We start from the raw sequence: 14952 nt of genomic DNA, 5'->3' as shown, positions 1-14952 counted from the left end.
AGACCTGAGCAGGTTTTTACTGGGTCATTACAAAAAACGCCTATGTCGAGCGCTATAATCGGACGGTACGTTATGACTGGTTAACCCAGAATCTCTTCGACAGCCTAGAAGAAGTTCAGCACGGAGCGACTGCTTGGCTCTGGACTTATAATAACGAACGCCCCAACATGGCATTAGGTGGCATCACACCGAGGCAAAAATTACATCAACATAAATTAAATAATTCTACTGCCAACTGCTATTAAAAATGGGGTGACTACCCAACCATCAACGCCCACACCAGACCTTGGGCATGAAGTCACCCGTTGAAGTCAGAGAGGCTTTAGCGGCATAATGTGAGCAGAAAGTGCTGGGTCATTACACATCGTCACAGTCAGCTTAACTACGTAACACCACAGCAACGCCATGAGGGCAAAGACCGTGAAATACTAGCAAAGCGGCACAAAGTGCTAGCGAATGCCAAAAGAGATAATCCAATGCGCTGGGGTTCACGTGCAGTAAGAAACTGCACCCCTTTAGGTGTCGTCACGTTAAATCCGGAGAATGATATTAAAGTAAAAAAAGCAGCTTAAAATTTATGTATGAGTGACAACTACCTTGACAAATACCGTTCATGGACACCCCTGAAAGACCTTAATCAATTTGCAGCTATGATTCACCAAGCAAAATAAAGTACTTAGGCTTTTGAGGCAAATACTTTAGTTTAAATTCACCACCCTGCCTCGGGATACGTACTGAACCATCACGCGGATAATAATCATCCGTGATATTCAAAAACGAAGCCTCTTACGGCCTACCTCTGCTAGTGTATAGCGCACTCGATGACGTTTTACACTATTAAAATTCAATGTGAACGAGGTATTTTCAACTGAGGTGACCGTGCCTCTTGTTTCAATACCGTAATGATTAATCATCGGCACACGAATAAGGTAATCGAAAAGATTAATCAACACCATCACCGGCAACAAGATCAAAAGCACACGCAAAAAGTTTAAATTGAAATTAATTAATTTCAACAAAAGTGCGAGGAGCAGCCACAATGGTCACAACTCCTCAAACATCCAAACTAACCAACTTGCGATCATTGCCATTTGCACTAAGCCCTTTGAAATACTAGGCTGCAATTGTAATAACGTTCTGCTACCTTAATTAGCACAAGCAGCACGACATAGCTACTAAGTTTGCCGCTAAACCCTATTCAACCATCCTCAGACCACAGCAGATGTATCTGCCTAGCTCACAGGCATTACGCTCGCCTATGATGCGTAGTTCCACCAGAACTACTTGCGCTAATTTTAGCAACGTGATCATGACGTTTTGATTAAATAGGCATGTCCAAAAGTCTGAACTCAATTGCAACTACGCCTCATCGGTAGCGGGTAGCACCCGACTCCATACCTCCTGAGATAATTCCTTAAGCGCTTCTTTTGAACTTTGCATAGACCAACTACCGTCCGCCGAAAGATTTAACACATGGGTATGATGGCTTAATAAGGTACTGCGATGGCCTACACTGATGAGACGCATATGCGGCAAGCGCTGGCGGATCAGTTGATACATAGCGTACTCTAATCCCTCATCCATCGCTGAGGTCGCTTCATCTAAAAAGGCCACGCTCGGTTTGGTCAATAACATACGACCAAAGGCAACACGCTGCTGCTCACCCAAGGATAAGATATGCATCCAATGATTTTCTTCATCGATACGATGCACTAAATGGCCAAGACTCACTAACTCCAACACCTTAATCGCCTCTTCACGGGCATTGTCCGGTGCGTGGAATGGATAATACAGCACATCAATTAAATGCCCCTCAGGCAGGTAAGGCTTTTGAGACAGGAACAAGGCCTCATCCTTGGGGCATGTAATACGACCCTCAGCATAGGGCCATAAACCCGCCACCGTTCGTAAAATCGTAGTCTTACCCGAACCAGAAGGACCGCGGATTAATAAGGCATCGCCGGCCTGCACCTGCAGATCTAAATCCCTCACCAACACACGGCCATTGGGGGTACTGATGGTGACCTGCTGTAAATCCACCTCATCGGCTTGTTGTCGCACCTCGGGATGCGGTAATTCCTCTGCCTTATCGATGGCGCCCATAAACTCGGTCAAACGATCTAATACCGCTTTGAACCCGGCAAACTCATCATAGGCGGTACGGAAAAACGACAAGCTATCTTGCAAACTGCTAAAGGCCTGCGACGTTTGAATCATGCCACCCAGGGTCAATTGCCCAGAGAAAAAACGTGGCGCCTGTAATATAAAGGGGAAAATCACCGCCACTTGCGAGACGATAAAGTTAAAGCCTTGAAACTTTAAGGAACGATGCACAATCGCCCATACATTTTCAATCACTGCCTTAAAGCGCTGGCTTAACTTAAAACCCTCTACCCGCTCACCGCCATAAAAAGCCACACTTTCCGCATACTCACGCAGCCGGATTAGGGAGTAACGATAGTTTGCATTAAGCCGCTCATCCAAAAAGTTTAAACGAATCAAAGGACGACCGATTTTAAAGGCAAATACCGTGGCAATCAAAACATAAATAAAGAGTATAAACACAATCCCGCGCGGAATCTCTACGCCAAACAGCGCCAAAGGACCTGATAGATTCCATAAAATCACCGTAAACGCCACCACCGACACCATATTGGTAATCAGCCCTAGGGTTAGGCTTAAGGAGACGCTGACAAAGCTTGCCACATCCTGCTGAATCCGTTGATCAGGGTTATCTACTTGCTGCTTTAAAAAAAACAGGCGGTAGTAGTTTTTATTGCGCAGCCACTGATTCAGTACCCGCTCATTAAGATCCTCACGCCAACGAATGGTAAAGGCCTGCTGCATATAAAAGGCCGTGAGCGAGCGGAAAATATGAATAATCGCAAGCACCGCAAACACCATCATCTGAATCCAGAAGGTGGACTCGTCCTTTTCCTGCAAAGCGGTATACATGCTGTTATACCAGTTAGAAAACAGCACGCTGAGACGCACACCAAATAAGCTTAAAAAGAGGATCAGCGCAAAATTTAAAGCAGCAATGGGTTTTTTTAGTGGATTAAAATAAGTTTTGGCTATATGCCAAAACTGCGCTGCCCAACGGGTCGTGCGCACTAAGATAAAGCCTACTAAAAACAGCAACACCAGCGAGCAAACAAAGGCAATGCCGACCCACTGCATACTCGCAACCAACTCTTTATACCAATCCATAACGTCCTTCTGTGAGCTAACTTCCTGCTCTGCTTTGATTTTAATTTAATCAGTGCAATTAAAAATTCTAACGCATTTGAGACACATTACGTCCCTAAACGTTAGAATTAGACAATGTCTTTTTGTTTTCTATTATCAGGTTTTAAATTGTAATGACTCACGCTAACTGCTTACGTAAGCAGGCATTGGAAGCCTTAATTTTATCCGACCCCTGCGCTAAAGTAACTGCTGTTGAAGCGATTAATTTAGATGGGGATTATGTGATTGATCTGAACGCCGACTATCATGAGATTGCCGAGCGCGCCTCTATCCCCGGGCGCCCTAGCAAGCCCGAATTAGTCGATCCCAAGGCGGTTGGCATACGCTCGGTGCACACGGAGGAGGGTCGCGCCACCCTACTGCATGCCATTGCCCATATTGAATTTAATGCCATTAACCTCCATTTAGACATTGTTTGGCGCTTCCCTCAGCAATCTGAGCAATTTTATCTAGATTGGCTAGCTGTGGCAAAAGAGGAAGCCAAGCACTTTCGTTTATTACGCCAACGTTTAGCGGCCATGGGTTACGATTATGGTGCGTATACTGCGCACAATGGTCTTTGGGATATGGCTGAAAAAACCAAAGGTGATTTATTAGCCCGTTTAGCCCTGGTGCCGCGTACACTTGAGGCCCGCGGCTTAGATGTCACGCCCGGTATTCAGCAGCGTCTAGCCCAGGTGGGTGATAGCAACAGTGTCGCCATCCTCGATATTATTTTAAATGAGGAGGTGGGGCATGTCGCGATAGGCAATCGTTGGTATTTAGCCGAATGTGCGGCACTGGCTTTAGATCCTATTGAGGCCTATGCCAATTTGCTTAAGCAGTATGGCGTAGCCAATCCCAAAGGCCCCTTTAATAAATCCGCACGTCAATTAGCCGGTTTTAGTGATGAGGAACTGGCTTGGTTAGAATCTTTAGAGCAAGACCGCCGCCAATCACCGCAACAAAGTAAGCATTAATTTAGGATAGATGATGAATCAAGCACAAACGCAGTCAAAACAAGCCCTCGTACTCGGGGCCGGTATTATCGGTTTATGTAGTGCTTATTACTTACAGCAAGCCGGCTATCAGGTCAGTGTGATTGAGCAAGAGCCGGAAGTCGGCAGGCAGACCTCCTATGCTAACGGCGCCCAACTCTCCTATAGTTATGTGGCACCCTTGGCCGCTCCCGGCGTTCTGAGTCAAGTGCCTAAATGGCTACTGGATCCTGATGCGCCCATGCGCTTAAAGCCCTCACTTAACCCGGCGGATATCTGTTGGGGTATTCATTTTGCTAGGGCTTGCAACGCCGCACAAAGTCGCCAAACAACCCAAGAGCTGCTCAGTCTATCTTTTTTTAGTCGTGACTTATATCATGCGCTGTTCGAGGAAATACAGGACGTGGATTTTGATCGACCCGGCAAGTTAGTCGTCCATCGTGAGCACGCGCATTTCCAAGCAGCGGTTAAGCAATTGGAAATCCAGCGCGCCCTGGGTTGTGAGCAATATGCCCTAACTACCGAAGAGTGCATTGAGAAAGAACCGGCATTAGCACCACACCGCGCAGACATTGTGGGCGGTATTTGGACACCCAGCGAGGAGGTAGTCGATAGCTATAAACTCTGCCTAGCCTTACGAAAAAATCTGCAGCAAAAAGGCGTGACCTTTTTATTAAATCAGCGTGTTCAAGCCCTTGTACCGACACAGGCTCATCGTACCGCGGAGCAAACGGTGGAGGTACTCCTAGACAATAGCTCACGGCTCAATGCCGATGCGATCGTGGTGGCCTTAGGCTCATTTGCCAATGAGTTATTAAGACCGCTACGCATCAATATCCCGGTCGCACCACTTAAAGGCTATAGCCTAACGCTCCAGATCACAGACAAAAAGCAAGCGCCCTATGTCAGCATTACAGATTATGAGCGCAAGGTAGTTTATGCCCGCATCGGTGAGCGCCTACGCATTGCTGGCATGGCGGATAGAGTAGGCCTAGATCGCTCACTTGATAGCCGCCGTCTTCGCACCCTAATAAATGAGGCTAAGAAGCTTTTCCCGGGGGCGGGTGATTTGGAACATGCTGAGCAATGGGCTGGTTTACGCCCCGCCACACCTAAGGGTAAGCCCATTATTGACAAAACGCCCTATGCCAATCTCTGGTTAAATCTCGGTCATGGTGCCTTGGGTCTCACCCTTGCCACCGGCTCTGGTAAGCTCTTGGCTGAATTAGTGAGTGCACAAGCCAGCACCATTGCCCCGGCAGCTTTTAGACTCGATCAAGCATAAGGAATCATCGTGATGTTAAAAAATGCCCTCTTAAGTGTTGTGATTTTTGCGGCCGTGCTGATTGCACTCACCTTTGGTGAGAATGTTTTCAGCGCCTTTGCCAGCTGGGTTTATGAGCTGACTGGGATAGCGATTATCAATCTTAGCTCTATCTATCATAGTCTCAAAGGCTATGTGATGCAGGATCCCATTAAAATAGCGCTCGCTCTGATTATCACCTCGATCATCAGCTTCTGGCTCTTTAAAAATAATAATGCCAAGCTAAAAGAAAAAGGCACACCGCGCAAATTAGCCATAGTGCTTGCCATCTTTTTAGGCTGGCTAGGGGTACATCGCTTTTATTTAAATCAAATCCTTAGCGGGCTGCTATACTTAATTATCTCGCAGCTCTTTTTACCACTTTCCGTCGTCCTCAGTTTGATTGATGCGATTCGCTATGTGTCCATGGATGATCATAGCTTTGAACAACGCTTTAAGCCTTAATTTATTTTTTTAAGGAATACGCTTATGTCTACCGACGATACCATCCATTTTACCCTCAACGATATTAGTATCGGTGCCGAGCAGTTTGATTCGCAAGCGCTACTAAAAGCGTGGTCATGGTTAGTCCCAGCACAGCTGGAGCCACTGTTTGTAACGATTTTTGGTGATGCGTTTATGAGCGACCCAGAAAGCGGCGCCGTCTACTTTCTAGATACCATTGACGGCTATTTAGAGCAGGTGGCGGATAGTTTTGAGGATTTTGAGCAATTACTCACTGAAGATGAGGAATTTGTGCGTGACTACTTCAGTGTCCTCACCTGGTTACGCTATAGAGATGAGGTACTGGGCGCGGATGTCATGCCAAAGGGCATGATCTTTAACTACTTCACCCCCTTTGCCTTGGGCGGTGAGGTAGAAGCGGACAATATCGCCCTCTTCCCCATTCAAGCCCATTTTGATATGAGCGGGGAGTTTTGGGAGCAACTACAAGGCCTAGAGCAAGAGCTAAGCCAGGAAATAGCCGCTGAAGAGCGTGACGAGTAGTAAGCGGGCTTGGCTAAACGGCGCCATACTACTAGCCCGCTAGTTTAGCGAGCTAGCCTGCGGTCGGTGCCGCCTCATCATGCCTCAACCCCTAAACAGGACAAGCGCTAACAACCTCAGACACCCTTAATCCTCTAGCGCATCAAGGCCAATATCTAAAATCGGTGCGCTGTGGGTTAACCAACCGATAGCGATTAAATTAACTCCCTGCTTTGCGATCGCAACCGCGGTTTCAGGCGTCACCCCACCACTGGCTTCACTAATCGCACGACCATCAATACGACGTACCGCTTCGGCCAAATTATCTAAGGACATATTATCCAAAAGAATCACTTCAACCCCAAGTGCTAAGGCCTCATCCAACTGCTCCAAGGTGTCCACCTCGACCTCGATTTTGACCATGGCACCAATGGCAGCACGCGCTCGCTCCACCGCTTTACTCAAACTACCCGCAATGGCGATATGATTATCCTTAATCAGAATCGCATCGTCCAAACCAAAGCGGTGATTCTGACCGCCACCCACACGCACCGCATACTTTTCTACCGTACGCATTAACGGCGTGGTCTTACGCGTACATGTGACCTTACAACCCCATTCGGCAATGCTATCGGCTATGCGTGCCGTCACACTAGCAATACCGCTTAAATGACAAAGAAAGTTTAACGCCGTACGCTCCGCCGTCAACATCGCCCGCGCAGGTCCAGCAACACGAGCAATACGACTGCCCTTTTGCAAACGCGCCCCATCCTGCAGCAAGGGCTCAAACACAATCTCCGCATTGACCAATTTAAAGGCCAGACGGGCTAGGTCCAAACCCGCCAACACACCCTCGGCACGCGCTACCAAATAAAGCTCAGCTTGTACCTCGGCAGGAATAATCGCATCACTGGTAATATCACCAGCACGACCTAAGTCTTCGACCAAGGTGGCACGCACAAGCGGCTCAATTAAGAGTTCAGATAAAGGAGGAATGGTAGTGATCTGCATCGTCATAAGGTCTACTAATAACTTTAATCCTAAAATAATAACGCCTCTAATTAATAACTGATTAATCTAGAGGCGTTTACATCAAGCGAATGCCTAAACTTAAGGCTCAAAGGCACCGATAAAAATGGCGGGATCCACACGTTGATTATTTAAACTAACGGTCCAATGCAAATGTGGACCGGTGGAGCGACCGGTGCTACCCACCTTGGCAATCACCTCACCGCGGCGCACCCGTTGCCCCTTAACCACATCAATTTCGGACAAATGGCAGTACATGGAGATAAGGCCCTGACCATGATCAACAAATACCGTTTTACCATTAAAGAAATAATCACCCGTAATCGTCACTACCCCATCAGCTGAGGCCTTAACTGGTGTTCCTTGTGGCACGGCAATATCCAAGCCCGCGTGCGGATTACGCTCTTCGCCATTAAAGAAACGGCGCAAACCGAAAGGACTCGAATAGCGCCCGCCCTCTACCGGACGGTCAAGAACCACATTACTCGGTATGGCATCTCTAAAAGCTTTATAGGCTGCCGTTTGTTCTGCCGCCTCACGCTTATAACGATCCAAGTCTGCTTGCGAAGGGTTCACATGACGATTACTGCTGAGCTTAATATGCTGCTCACGGTATTTTTTTGCACCGACCTCAAAATTAACTAGCTCCTGGGTGCCACCGTAATTGACCGTTAAGGTATGCTGTCCAAGCTTAGTTTTTTGACCAATACCCACAATCGCTAAATAGCCCCCAGCGTCGCCATTCGGGACCACTAGCACGGCATGTCCTTGATAGGTCGCTGTTGGCACAACGCCACGCTCTGCCAGAGCTAGTACCGCAATACCACCAGGCACCGGACGATGTAACTGCTTTTCAATATAGGACTGCGCCCACGCAGGAGCTGCCAGTAACACGGCGATTAGACTTGTGGCGAGAAACTTTATTAGCTTAGTTGTTGCGGCCATCATGCGCCCCCTAAAACGCTCGTCGTTATAAATAAATTAATGATTTTCCTTGGCGTGATTGATCGTGTATTTAGGAATTTCAATCACTAAATCCTCATCCCGCACATAGGACTGACACGATAGTCGCGACTCGAAGGTTAATCCCCATGCCTTATCCAACATATCCTCCTCATCCTCACTTGCCTCATCTAAGGAGTCGAAACCCTCTTTGACAATAATGTGGCAAGTGGTACAAGCACAGACCATCTCACAGGCATGCTCCATGGGAATACCATTATCCAAAAGAATCTGACAGACACTCACATCCGTCGGAACATCTTCGATGACTTTACCCTCAGGGCAGATTTCTGCATGAGGTAATACCGTAATTTTAGGCATCTTTTGCTAACTCCTGAATTATAACTCTTCAACCCTTTTGCCAGAAAGCGCACGACGGATACTACGATCCATACGTTTCGCTGCAAAATCATTCGTGGCTTGGCTTAAACGATGGATCTGGGCACGAATGGCCTCCGTATCCTCACCCGCAATTAATTGCTGTAGCTGCGCCACTTCACTACGAATCTTCGCTTCCTCTGCAGCGCTTAATAAATCACTATCGGAGGCCAAGGCGGCGACAATCGACTCAATCAAACGACCGCCATTGACCTGTTGTTCGCGTAGTGAACGCTGCTTCGCATCTTCCGCTGCAAGCTGCATGCCCTCACTCAACATCCGGGTCACTTCCTCGTCGGTCAGACCGTAGGATGGTTTAACCGTCACATGTGCCTCCACGCCCGAGGTTTTTTCACGGGCAGAGACATTTAATAAGCCATCGGCATCCACTTGGAAGGTCACACGAATACGGGCTGCTCCCGCCACCATGGGCGGTATCCCACGCAATTCAAAACGTGCTAAGGAACGACATTCATCAACCAACTCGCGCTCACCCTGCACCACATGGAAACTCATGGCCGTTTGGCCGTCTTTATAAGTAGTGAACTCCTGGGCGCGTGCCACTGGAATGGTGCTATTACGTGGAATCACCTTTTCGACCAGACCACCCATGGTTTCTAATCCTAGGGATAATGGCGTCACATCTAAGAGTAACCAGTCCTCACCGGGTGAGGGATTACCCACCAGCTTATTCGCCTGCAAGGCAGCCCCAATGGCCACCACCTGATCGGGATCAATATCCACTAAAGGCTCTGTCCCAAACAGCTCGCCCACCATCTCGCGCACAATCGGCATGCGGGTTGCGCCACCCACCATCACCACCCCACGCACATCAGAGGCTTTCATATCGGCATCGCGTAAGGCCTGCTTAACCGTATCTAGCGTATCCTCGACCAGCTTGCGTGCGATATTTTCAAAATGCGAACGTGGATAATTTAAATCCAGATGCAAGCCATTCGACAAACTCACTTTAAAATAGGCCTTGCTTTGCTTACTTAGACGCTCGCGCATTTTACGGGCATGGCTTTTTAATAAGCGCCAATCCGCATGGCTTAAATCGGCTGTCTCGTGATGCTTTAAAATATCATTGACAATTAAGTCATCAAAATCATCACCACCTAATTGCGTATTACCGCCCGTGGCTAAGACCTCAAACACCCCTTTGCTTAAATTCAAAATCGAAATATCAAAGGTGCCACCACCCAAGTCATAAACGGCATACACCCCTTCGGCGGCGCGATCCAAGCCATAGGCTACCGCTGCCGCAGTGGGCTCATTTAATAAGCGTAAGACATCCAGCCCGGCTAAGCGCGCCGCATCACGCGTCGCTTGACGCTGCGCATCATCAAAATAGGCGGGTACAGTAATCACCGCCCCCACCAGTTCATCGCCTAAGGAATCCTCGGCTAATTGACGCAACTTAGCCAAAATTTGTGCCGATACCTCCACCGGACTAACATCACCGTGTAAGGTTTTAAAGCGTATCGTACCCTCACTTGCCACCAGCTCGTAGGGCAAGTTCATCGCTTTGGCTTCTTCATAGCCACGCCCCATCAGACGCTTAATGGAAAAAAAGGTGTTTTGCGTGTCGCGACTTTTGGATTGCATGACGGCATGACCAATTTGCACACCGCCATTTTTAAGATAGCGCACGGCTGAGGGCATACTTTTCCTACCCTTTTCATCTGTCAAAATTTCCGCTACGCTACTGCGAACCGAGGCCACCAAGGAATTCGTCGTGCCTAAATCAATCCCCACCGCCAAACGACGTTGATGCGGCATGGGTGATGCGCCGGGTTCAGATATTTGTAAAAGTGCCATAGATAAATTCTTTTTCTAATGCTTGCAGAGATTGTTGCTGCGCCAAAACTAGGGCAATTGCGCTTTAATCTCACGTCGAAACTTGTCGATAAATAACCATTGACGTAGCTTTTCAGCCGCAGCTGACCAGTCTTGTTGCTGATCAATTAAATCGGCGACCGCCTGATTTAGTGCTTGCTCCTCGGTCTCGACCTGCCCCATGAGTTGTGTTAAGGCCGCGCCATCATCCGCTGAAGCCGCTAATTCCTCGCGCCACTCCATCTGCTTAAATAAAAACTCGGGTGCCATGGCCGTGTTACTTTCGGCGGCAATATCCACGCCATGCTGCTCGCATAAATAAATCGCTCGCTGTAACGGGCTTTTTAATACCTGATAAGCCTCATTAATTAAGCTCGCCCATTGCATTGCGACGCGCTTTTCCGCATCGCTAGCGGTAGCAAAGCGATCGGGATGGACTTGGGCCGATTTGGCACGCCAAAGCCGCTCTAATTCAGCCTGATCGATATCAAATTGCGCAGGCAATTCAAATAATTCAAAATAATCTTGATTCACGCGACATCCTGAGGGATTTAAACCGTAAAGGACTCGCCACAACCGCAGCTCGCCTTTTCGTTAGGATTAGTGAATTTAAAGCCTTCATTAAGCCCTTCGCGAACGTAGTCAAGCTCGGTACCGTCAATATAAACTAAGCTTTTGGGGTCCACAAAAATCTTGACATCGTAGCTCTCATAGACCTGATCATCTTGTTCAGGCACATCCACATACTCCAGTTTATAAGCCATACCGGAACAACCTGTGGTACGCACACCAAGACGCAAACCTAAACCCGCACCGCGCTTATCGAGGTAAGTTTTAATATGCTTAGCTGCTTTTTCTGTCAATGTGATTGCCATAATTAACTCACTAGTTTAAATTTAAATAACCTGCCTTATAAAAAGGCCTGCTCCGATGTCGTTTTGCAACACCCATCGGAGCGCTAGCGCCAAACAGCCGAATGGATTAAGCGTTATTCTTTTCTTTGTAATCCTTAACCGCTGCTTTAATCGCATCTTCGGCTAGGATAGAACAGTGAATTTTAACCGGTGGTAAGGCTAATTCCTCTGCAATCGCAGCATTTTTAATTTCTAAGGCCTCATCCAGGGTTTTACCCTTAACCCACTCAGTAATTAACGAACTGGAAGCAATAGCGGAACCACAGCCGTAGGTTTTGAAACGAGCGTCTTCAATCACACCCGCATCGCTTACCTTAATCTGTAGTCGCATTACATCACCACACGCCGGGGCGCCAACCATGCCCGTACCTACACCGGCCTCGTCCTTTTCAAAACTGCCGACGTTACGAGGATTTTCATAATGGTCTAAAACTTTATCACTGTATGCCATGACCTAACTCCTTAAAATAAATGACGATTGATGGTGAAATTAATGTGCAGTCCACTCAATAGCGCTGACATCAATACCCTCTAAATGCATATCCCAGAGTGGCGACATTTCACGTAATTTAGCCACTTGTTTCTTAATTAATTCAATTGCGTAATCCACTTCTTCTTCGGTATTAAAACGACCCAAGGTAAAGCGAATGGAGCTGTGCGCCAACTCATCATCACGACCAAGTGCACGCAACACATAGGAAGGCTCTAAACTAGCAGAAGTACAGGCAGAACCGCTCGATACCGCTAAGTCATTAATCGCCATCATCAAGGACTCACCCTCAACATAGTTAAAACTGATGTTAAGATTGGCACCGATACGATGCTCCATATCACCGTTAATATAGACCTCTTCGATCTCGGACAGACCCTGCAGCAGACGATCTCTAAGCGCACGGATACGCTCATTATCCTTAGCCATATCCTCCTTGAGAATACGGAAAGCTTCGCCCATGCCCACGATCTGGTGGGTCGCCAAGGTACCTGAGCGGAAACCACGCTCATGACCACCACCGTGCATTTGCGCTTCTAAACGAATACGAGGTTTACGACGCACGTACAAAGCACCAATACCCTTAGGGCCGTAGGCCTTATGAGCCGATAAAGAAAGTAAATCCACCTTCACCTTGTTGAGGTCAATATCCACCTTGCCTGCCGCTTGGGCTGCATCCACGTGGAAAACGGTTTTATTTGCACGGCAAAGCTCACCGATGGCTTCAATATCCTGAATCACACCGATCTCATTATTCACCCACATCACGGAAACCAAAATTGTATCCGGACGCAGCGCCGCCTTTAAGACTTCTAAATCTAAGAGACCATTAGACTGTACGTCAAGATAGGTCACTTCAAAACCCTCACGCTCTAATTCACGCATCGTATCAAGCACCGCCTTGTGCTCGGTTTTGACAGTGATAATATGCTTGCCGCGTGACTGATAAAACTGCGCAATCCCCTTGATTGCCAGGTTATTTGACTCGGTGGCACCCGAGGTCCAAATCACCTCGCGCGAATCGGCGCCGATCAAATCAGCCACATGCTGGCGCGCCTGCTCAACCGCCTCCTCGGCCTCCCAGCCGAATGCGTGACTGCGTGAGGCCGGGTTACCGAACTTCTCATATAACCAAGGCACCATCGCATCAACCACACGCGGATCAACCGGTGTTGTTGCTGAGTAGTCAAAATAGATTGGTAAACTTACTGACATTACTAACTCCTGTATCAAACAGCACCCGACAGGATGCCACTTGTCTTATCGCTGGTCTTATCACGCATCACTACCTCAGCGTGAGCGGACGATTTGTTTTGATGGTTTAACTGGCGCATACGCTGCTTATCGACTAAATCCTGCAAAGACACATTGTCCAAAAAATCCACCACATGACGATTTAAGTCGGTCCATAGCTCATGCGTCATACAATGACCTGAGGTTGCACCGTCCCTGCCGGTATCACATGCCTTTTTGCTACCACAGGCCGTGGTATCGACGGGTTCATCAACCGCAAAAATAATATCTGCAACACTAATATCTCTGGCATAACGGGCTAATAAATAACCACCACCCGGCCCACGTACACTTTCCACTAACTCATGGCGACGTAGCCTACCGAATAACTGCTCAAGGTAGGATAAAGAGATATTTTGTCGCTCACTAATGGCCGCCAATGTCACCGGCCCGCTATGATAGCGCAGACCTAAGTCAATCATAGCTGTCACGGCAAAACGGCCCTTGGTTGTTAAGCGCATAAATGGCTCCTAAAAAATCCCACTAATTTACTCAAGTATACGGTCAAAAAAATTTTAACAACTAAATAAACTAGCTATAATAACCATAGCCAGCCTCAATACCTGAGTGATTTACTCAAGTATAACAAATAGTATAGTAAATTGCTATGGTATTAAGGAGTTAAATAGAATTTTTGCAGATACTGTGGCTAAAAGCGCAACGCATGAGGATAAGTGCTGATGATAGCCAGGCGCTGATAAGCTGAGATCCTATCACGCCTACACCAGCACGACCCCAGTCCTAAGCCACTTGGGTGGACTTCGTGCGACGACTGACCACCTCAAACACCCCCTGACAGGCGTCCTCAAGATAGTCCAGCATTTTGTAGAAGCTATCTAGCCCACCATAAAAGGGATCGGGCACCGTTGCTTCTTCATAGTCATTTGCAAAGCGCATTAACAACATCAGTTTATGATGCAAGGGACGCGGACAAATCTGCTGCATATAGGAGAGATTTTCCCAATCCATGGCAAGAATAATGTCATAATCACGAAAATCCTCTAAGGTGATCTGACGCACTTGCATATCGCTCACATCATAACCGCGTCGACGGCAGACAAACTGCACCCGACCGTCGGGCGCATCACCCAAATGATAGTTATGCGTGGCGACCGCATCCACTGTAATCGTGTCAGACAAGCCCGCTTCCTGTAGCATATGGCGTAAAACGCCGACTGCACCCGGCGCCCGACAAAGACCACCCATACTCACAAAAAGCACTTTTATTCCCATATCCACTGAAATCTAAAAATTGTAAAAATAATGCGACTTGATTTGACAAAACTAAAAGAGCACATTATAAGCCATTTAAGTAAAAACTTAAAGTGCTATTTTTTTCTTCCCATTAGCCAAAAAACCATTAAAAAACGGTAGCTTAGCTAAGCCTATTTAGGCCCACCTCTACCACGACCAGCGCCTTTAACGCCTACAACACCGTCGCCAATCACTCTACTTAGTGACCGGGTGCGCGACAAGCCCCGCCGTTCAGGG

16 protein-coding genes and 2 pseudogenes are annotated in these 14952 nt (G+C 47.6%); 6 read left to right on the top strand and 12 right to left on the bottom strand.

The genetic code is table 11. The annotated features are described in order from the left end of the window. Window positions 1-32 precede the first annotated feature (32 nt). Together HMPREF3179_RS11980 and HMPREF3179_RS12110 are read left to right on the top strand one after the other, a co-directional pair. A pseudogene (locus tag HMPREF3179_RS11980) lies at window positions 33-245 on the top strand (transposase); the annotation flags it as partial. 117 nt (window positions 246-362) lie between these two features. Continuing rightward, window positions 363-572: pseudogene (locus HMPREF3179_RS12110) on the top strand (IS3 family transposase); the annotation flags it as partial. Between the two features lie 76 nt (window positions 573-648). Here the strand turns inward: HMPREF3179_RS12110 and HMPREF3179_RS12585 are convergent. Both HMPREF3179_RS12585 and HMPREF3179_RS06150 read right to left on the bottom strand, forming a co-directional pair. Then, window positions 649-774, bottom strand: a complete 126-nt coding sequence (locus HMPREF3179_RS12585) for a hypothetical protein (RefSeq protein ID WP_256388748.1) — start codon at window positions 772-774, stop codon at window positions 649-651. 585 nt (window positions 775-1359) lie between these two features. Then, a complete protein-coding gene (locus tag HMPREF3179_RS06150) occupies window positions 1360-3210 on the bottom strand; it encodes an ABC transporter ATP-binding protein/permease (RefSeq protein WP_070470090.1) in 1851 nt (616 codons plus the stop codon). Window positions 3211-3362: 152 nt separating this feature from the next. Between HMPREF3179_RS06150 and HMPREF3179_RS06145 the strand changes: the two genes are divergently transcribed. From HMPREF3179_RS06145 to HMPREF3179_RS06130, 4 genes are read left to right on the top strand one after another with little or no spacing between them, the layout of a single operon-like run. Next, on the top strand, window positions 3363-4208 hold the full coding sequence (locus HMPREF3179_RS06145) for a ferritin-like domain-containing protein (RefSeq protein WP_070470086.1): 846 nt from the start codon (window positions 3363-3365) through the stop codon (window positions 4206-4208). Between the two features lie 13 nt (window positions 4209-4221). Further along, window positions 4222-5511 carry a D-amino acid dehydrogenase gene (locus HMPREF3179_RS06140; RefSeq protein WP_070470083.1) on the top strand — a complete coding sequence of 430 codons (1290 nt, stop codon included), beginning with the start codon at window positions 4222-4224 and terminating at the stop codon, window positions 5509-5511. A 12-nt stretch (window positions 5512-5523) separates the two neighbouring features. Further along, the gene (locus HMPREF3179_RS06135; RefSeq protein WP_018027328.1) at window positions 5524-5994 is read left to right on the top strand and encodes a TM2 domain-containing protein; all 471 of its coding nucleotides are present in this window, start codon (window positions 5524-5526) and stop codon (window positions 5992-5994) included. A 24-nt stretch (window positions 5995-6018) separates the two neighbouring features. Further along, the gene (locus HMPREF3179_RS06130; RefSeq protein ID WP_036560622.1) at window positions 6019-6537 is read left to right on the top strand and encodes an SMI1/KNR4 family protein; all 519 of its coding nucleotides are present in this window, start codon (window positions 6019-6021) and stop codon (window positions 6535-6537) included. Between the two features lie 126 nt (window positions 6538-6663). Here HMPREF3179_RS06130 and nadC read toward each other — a convergent pair whose 3' ends face one another. The 10 genes from nadC to HMPREF3179_RS06080 all read right to left on the bottom strand — a co-directional run bounded on the left by nadC (window position 6664) and on the right by HMPREF3179_RS06080 (window position 14694). Next, the gene (nadC, locus tag HMPREF3179_RS06125; protein ID WP_018027330.1) at window positions 6664-7533 is read right to left on the bottom strand and encodes a carboxylating nicotinate-nucleotide diphosphorylase; all 870 of its coding nucleotides are present in this window, start codon (window positions 7531-7533) and stop codon (window positions 6664-6666) included. Between the two features lie 93 nt (window positions 7534-7626). Next, window positions 7627-8493: a peptidoglycan DD-metalloendopeptidase family protein gene (locus HMPREF3179_RS06120; RefSeq protein ID WP_018027331.1), complete on the bottom strand. Its 867-nt coding sequence runs from the start codon at window positions 8491-8493 to the stop codon at window positions 7627-7629. A gap of 33 nt (window positions 8494-8526) precedes the next feature. Further along, complete coding sequence (gene fdx, locus HMPREF3179_RS06115; protein WP_018027332.1) at window positions 8527-8868, bottom strand: ISC system 2Fe-2S type ferredoxin; 342 nt, start codon at window positions 8866-8868, stop codon at window positions 8527-8529. An 18-nt stretch (window positions 8869-8886) separates the two neighbouring features. Continuing rightward, entirely contained in the window at window positions 8887-10746 is a 1860-nt protein-coding gene (gene hscA / locus HMPREF3179_RS06110) for a Fe-S protein assembly chaperone HscA (RefSeq protein ID WP_070470080.1), read from the bottom strand. Window positions 10747-10794: 48 nt separating this feature from the next. Then, complete coding sequence (gene hscB, locus HMPREF3179_RS06105) at window positions 10795-11298, bottom strand: Fe-S protein assembly co-chaperone HscB (protein ID WP_070470078.1); 504 nt, start codon at window positions 11296-11298, stop codon at window positions 10795-10797. A gap of 17 nt (window positions 11299-11315) precedes the next feature. Further along, window positions 11316-11639, bottom strand: a complete 324-nt coding sequence (iscA, locus tag HMPREF3179_RS06100) for an iron-sulfur cluster assembly protein IscA (protein ID WP_018027335.1) — start codon at window positions 11637-11639, stop codon at window positions 11316-11318. A gap of 106 nt (window positions 11640-11745) precedes the next feature. Continuing rightward, window positions 11746-12129 carry a Fe-S cluster assembly scaffold IscU gene (gene iscU, locus HMPREF3179_RS06095; RefSeq protein WP_018027336.1) on the bottom strand — a complete coding sequence of 128 codons (384 nt, stop codon included), beginning with the start codon at window positions 12127-12129 and terminating at the stop codon, window positions 11746-11748. Window positions 12130-12168: 39 nt separating this feature from the next. Beyond that, complete coding sequence (locus tag HMPREF3179_RS06090) at window positions 12169-13383, bottom strand: IscS subfamily cysteine desulfurase (protein WP_018027337.1); 1215 nt, start codon at window positions 13381-13383, stop codon at window positions 12169-12171. Between the two features lie 14 nt (window positions 13384-13397). Next, complete coding sequence (locus tag HMPREF3179_RS06085) at window positions 13398-13922, bottom strand: Fe-S cluster assembly transcription factor (RefSeq protein WP_018027338.1); 525 nt, start codon at window positions 13920-13922, stop codon at window positions 13398-13400. A gap of 280 nt (window positions 13923-14202) precedes the next feature. Beyond that, on the bottom strand, window positions 14203-14694 hold the full coding sequence (locus HMPREF3179_RS06080; protein ID WP_026156956.1) for a low molecular weight protein-tyrosine-phosphatase: 492 nt from the start codon (window positions 14692-14694) through the stop codon (window positions 14203-14205). Window positions 14695-14952 lie beyond the last annotated feature (258 nt).

The sequence above is a fragment of the Oligella sp. HMSC09E12 genome (assembly GCF_001808505.1).
GTDB lineage: Bacteria > Pseudomonadota > Gammaproteobacteria > Burkholderiales > Burkholderiaceae_B > Oligella > Oligella urethralis.
Note: the sequence above shows the minus strand (reverse complement) of the source record. Positions and strands in the feature narration are given on the sequence as shown.

What these genes read in the sequence shown, in the direction of transcription:
- nadC (WP_018027330.1), bottom strand. Translation starts at nt 7,533, where the DNA reads ATGACGATGCAGATCACTACCATTCCTCCTTTATCTGAACTCTTAATT.
- HMPREF3179_RS06090 (WP_018027337.1), bottom strand. Translation starts at nt 13,383, where the DNA reads ATGTCAGTAAGTTTACCAATCTATTTTGACTACTCAGCAACAACACCG.
- HMPREF3179_RS06150 (WP_070470090.1), bottom strand. Translation starts at nt 3,210, where the DNA reads ATGGATTGGTATAAAGAGTTGGTTGCGAGTATGCAGTGGGTCGGCATT.
- HMPREF3179_RS06080 (WP_026156956.1), bottom strand. Translation starts at nt 14,694, where the DNA reads ATGGGAATAAAAGTGCTTTTTGTGAGTATGGGTGGTCTTTGTCGGGCG.
- HMPREF3179_RS06135 (WP_018027328.1), top strand. Translation starts at nt 5,524, where the DNA reads ATGTTAAAAAATGCCCTCTTAAGTGTTGTGATTTTTGCGGCCGTGCTG.
- HMPREF3179_RS06085 (WP_018027338.1), bottom strand. Translation starts at nt 13,922, where the DNA reads ATGCGCTTAACAACCAAGGGCCGTTTTGCCGTGACAGCTATGATTGAC.
- fdx (WP_018027332.1), bottom strand. Translation starts at nt 8,868, where the DNA reads ATGCCTAAAATTACGGTATTACCTCATGCAGAAATCTGCCCTGAGGGT.
- iscU (WP_018027336.1), bottom strand. Translation starts at nt 12,129, where the DNA reads ATGGCATACAGTGATAAAGTTTTAGACCATTATGAAAATCCTCGTAAC.
- HMPREF3179_RS06140 (WP_070470083.1), top strand. Translation starts at nt 4,222, where the DNA reads ATGAATCAAGCACAAACGCAGTCAAAACAAGCCCTCGTACTCGGGGCC.
- HMPREF3179_RS06145 (WP_070470086.1), top strand. Translation starts at nt 3,363, where the DNA reads ATGACTCACGCTAACTGCTTACGTAAGCAGGCATTGGAAGCCTTAATT.
- hscA (WP_070470080.1), bottom strand. Translation starts at nt 10,746, where the DNA reads ATGGCACTTTTACAAATATCTGAACCCGGCGCATCACCCATGCCGCAT.
- iscA (WP_018027335.1), bottom strand. Translation starts at nt 11,639, where the DNA reads ATGGCAATCACATTGACAGAAAAAGCAGCTAAGCATATTAAAACTTAC.
- HMPREF3179_RS06130 (WP_036560622.1), top strand. Translation starts at nt 6,019, where the DNA reads ATGTCTACCGACGATACCATCCATTTTACCCTCAACGATATTAGTATC.
- HMPREF3179_RS06120 (WP_018027331.1), bottom strand. Translation starts at nt 8,493, where the DNA reads ATGATGGCCGCAACAACTAAGCTAATAAAGTTTCTCGCCACAAGTCTA.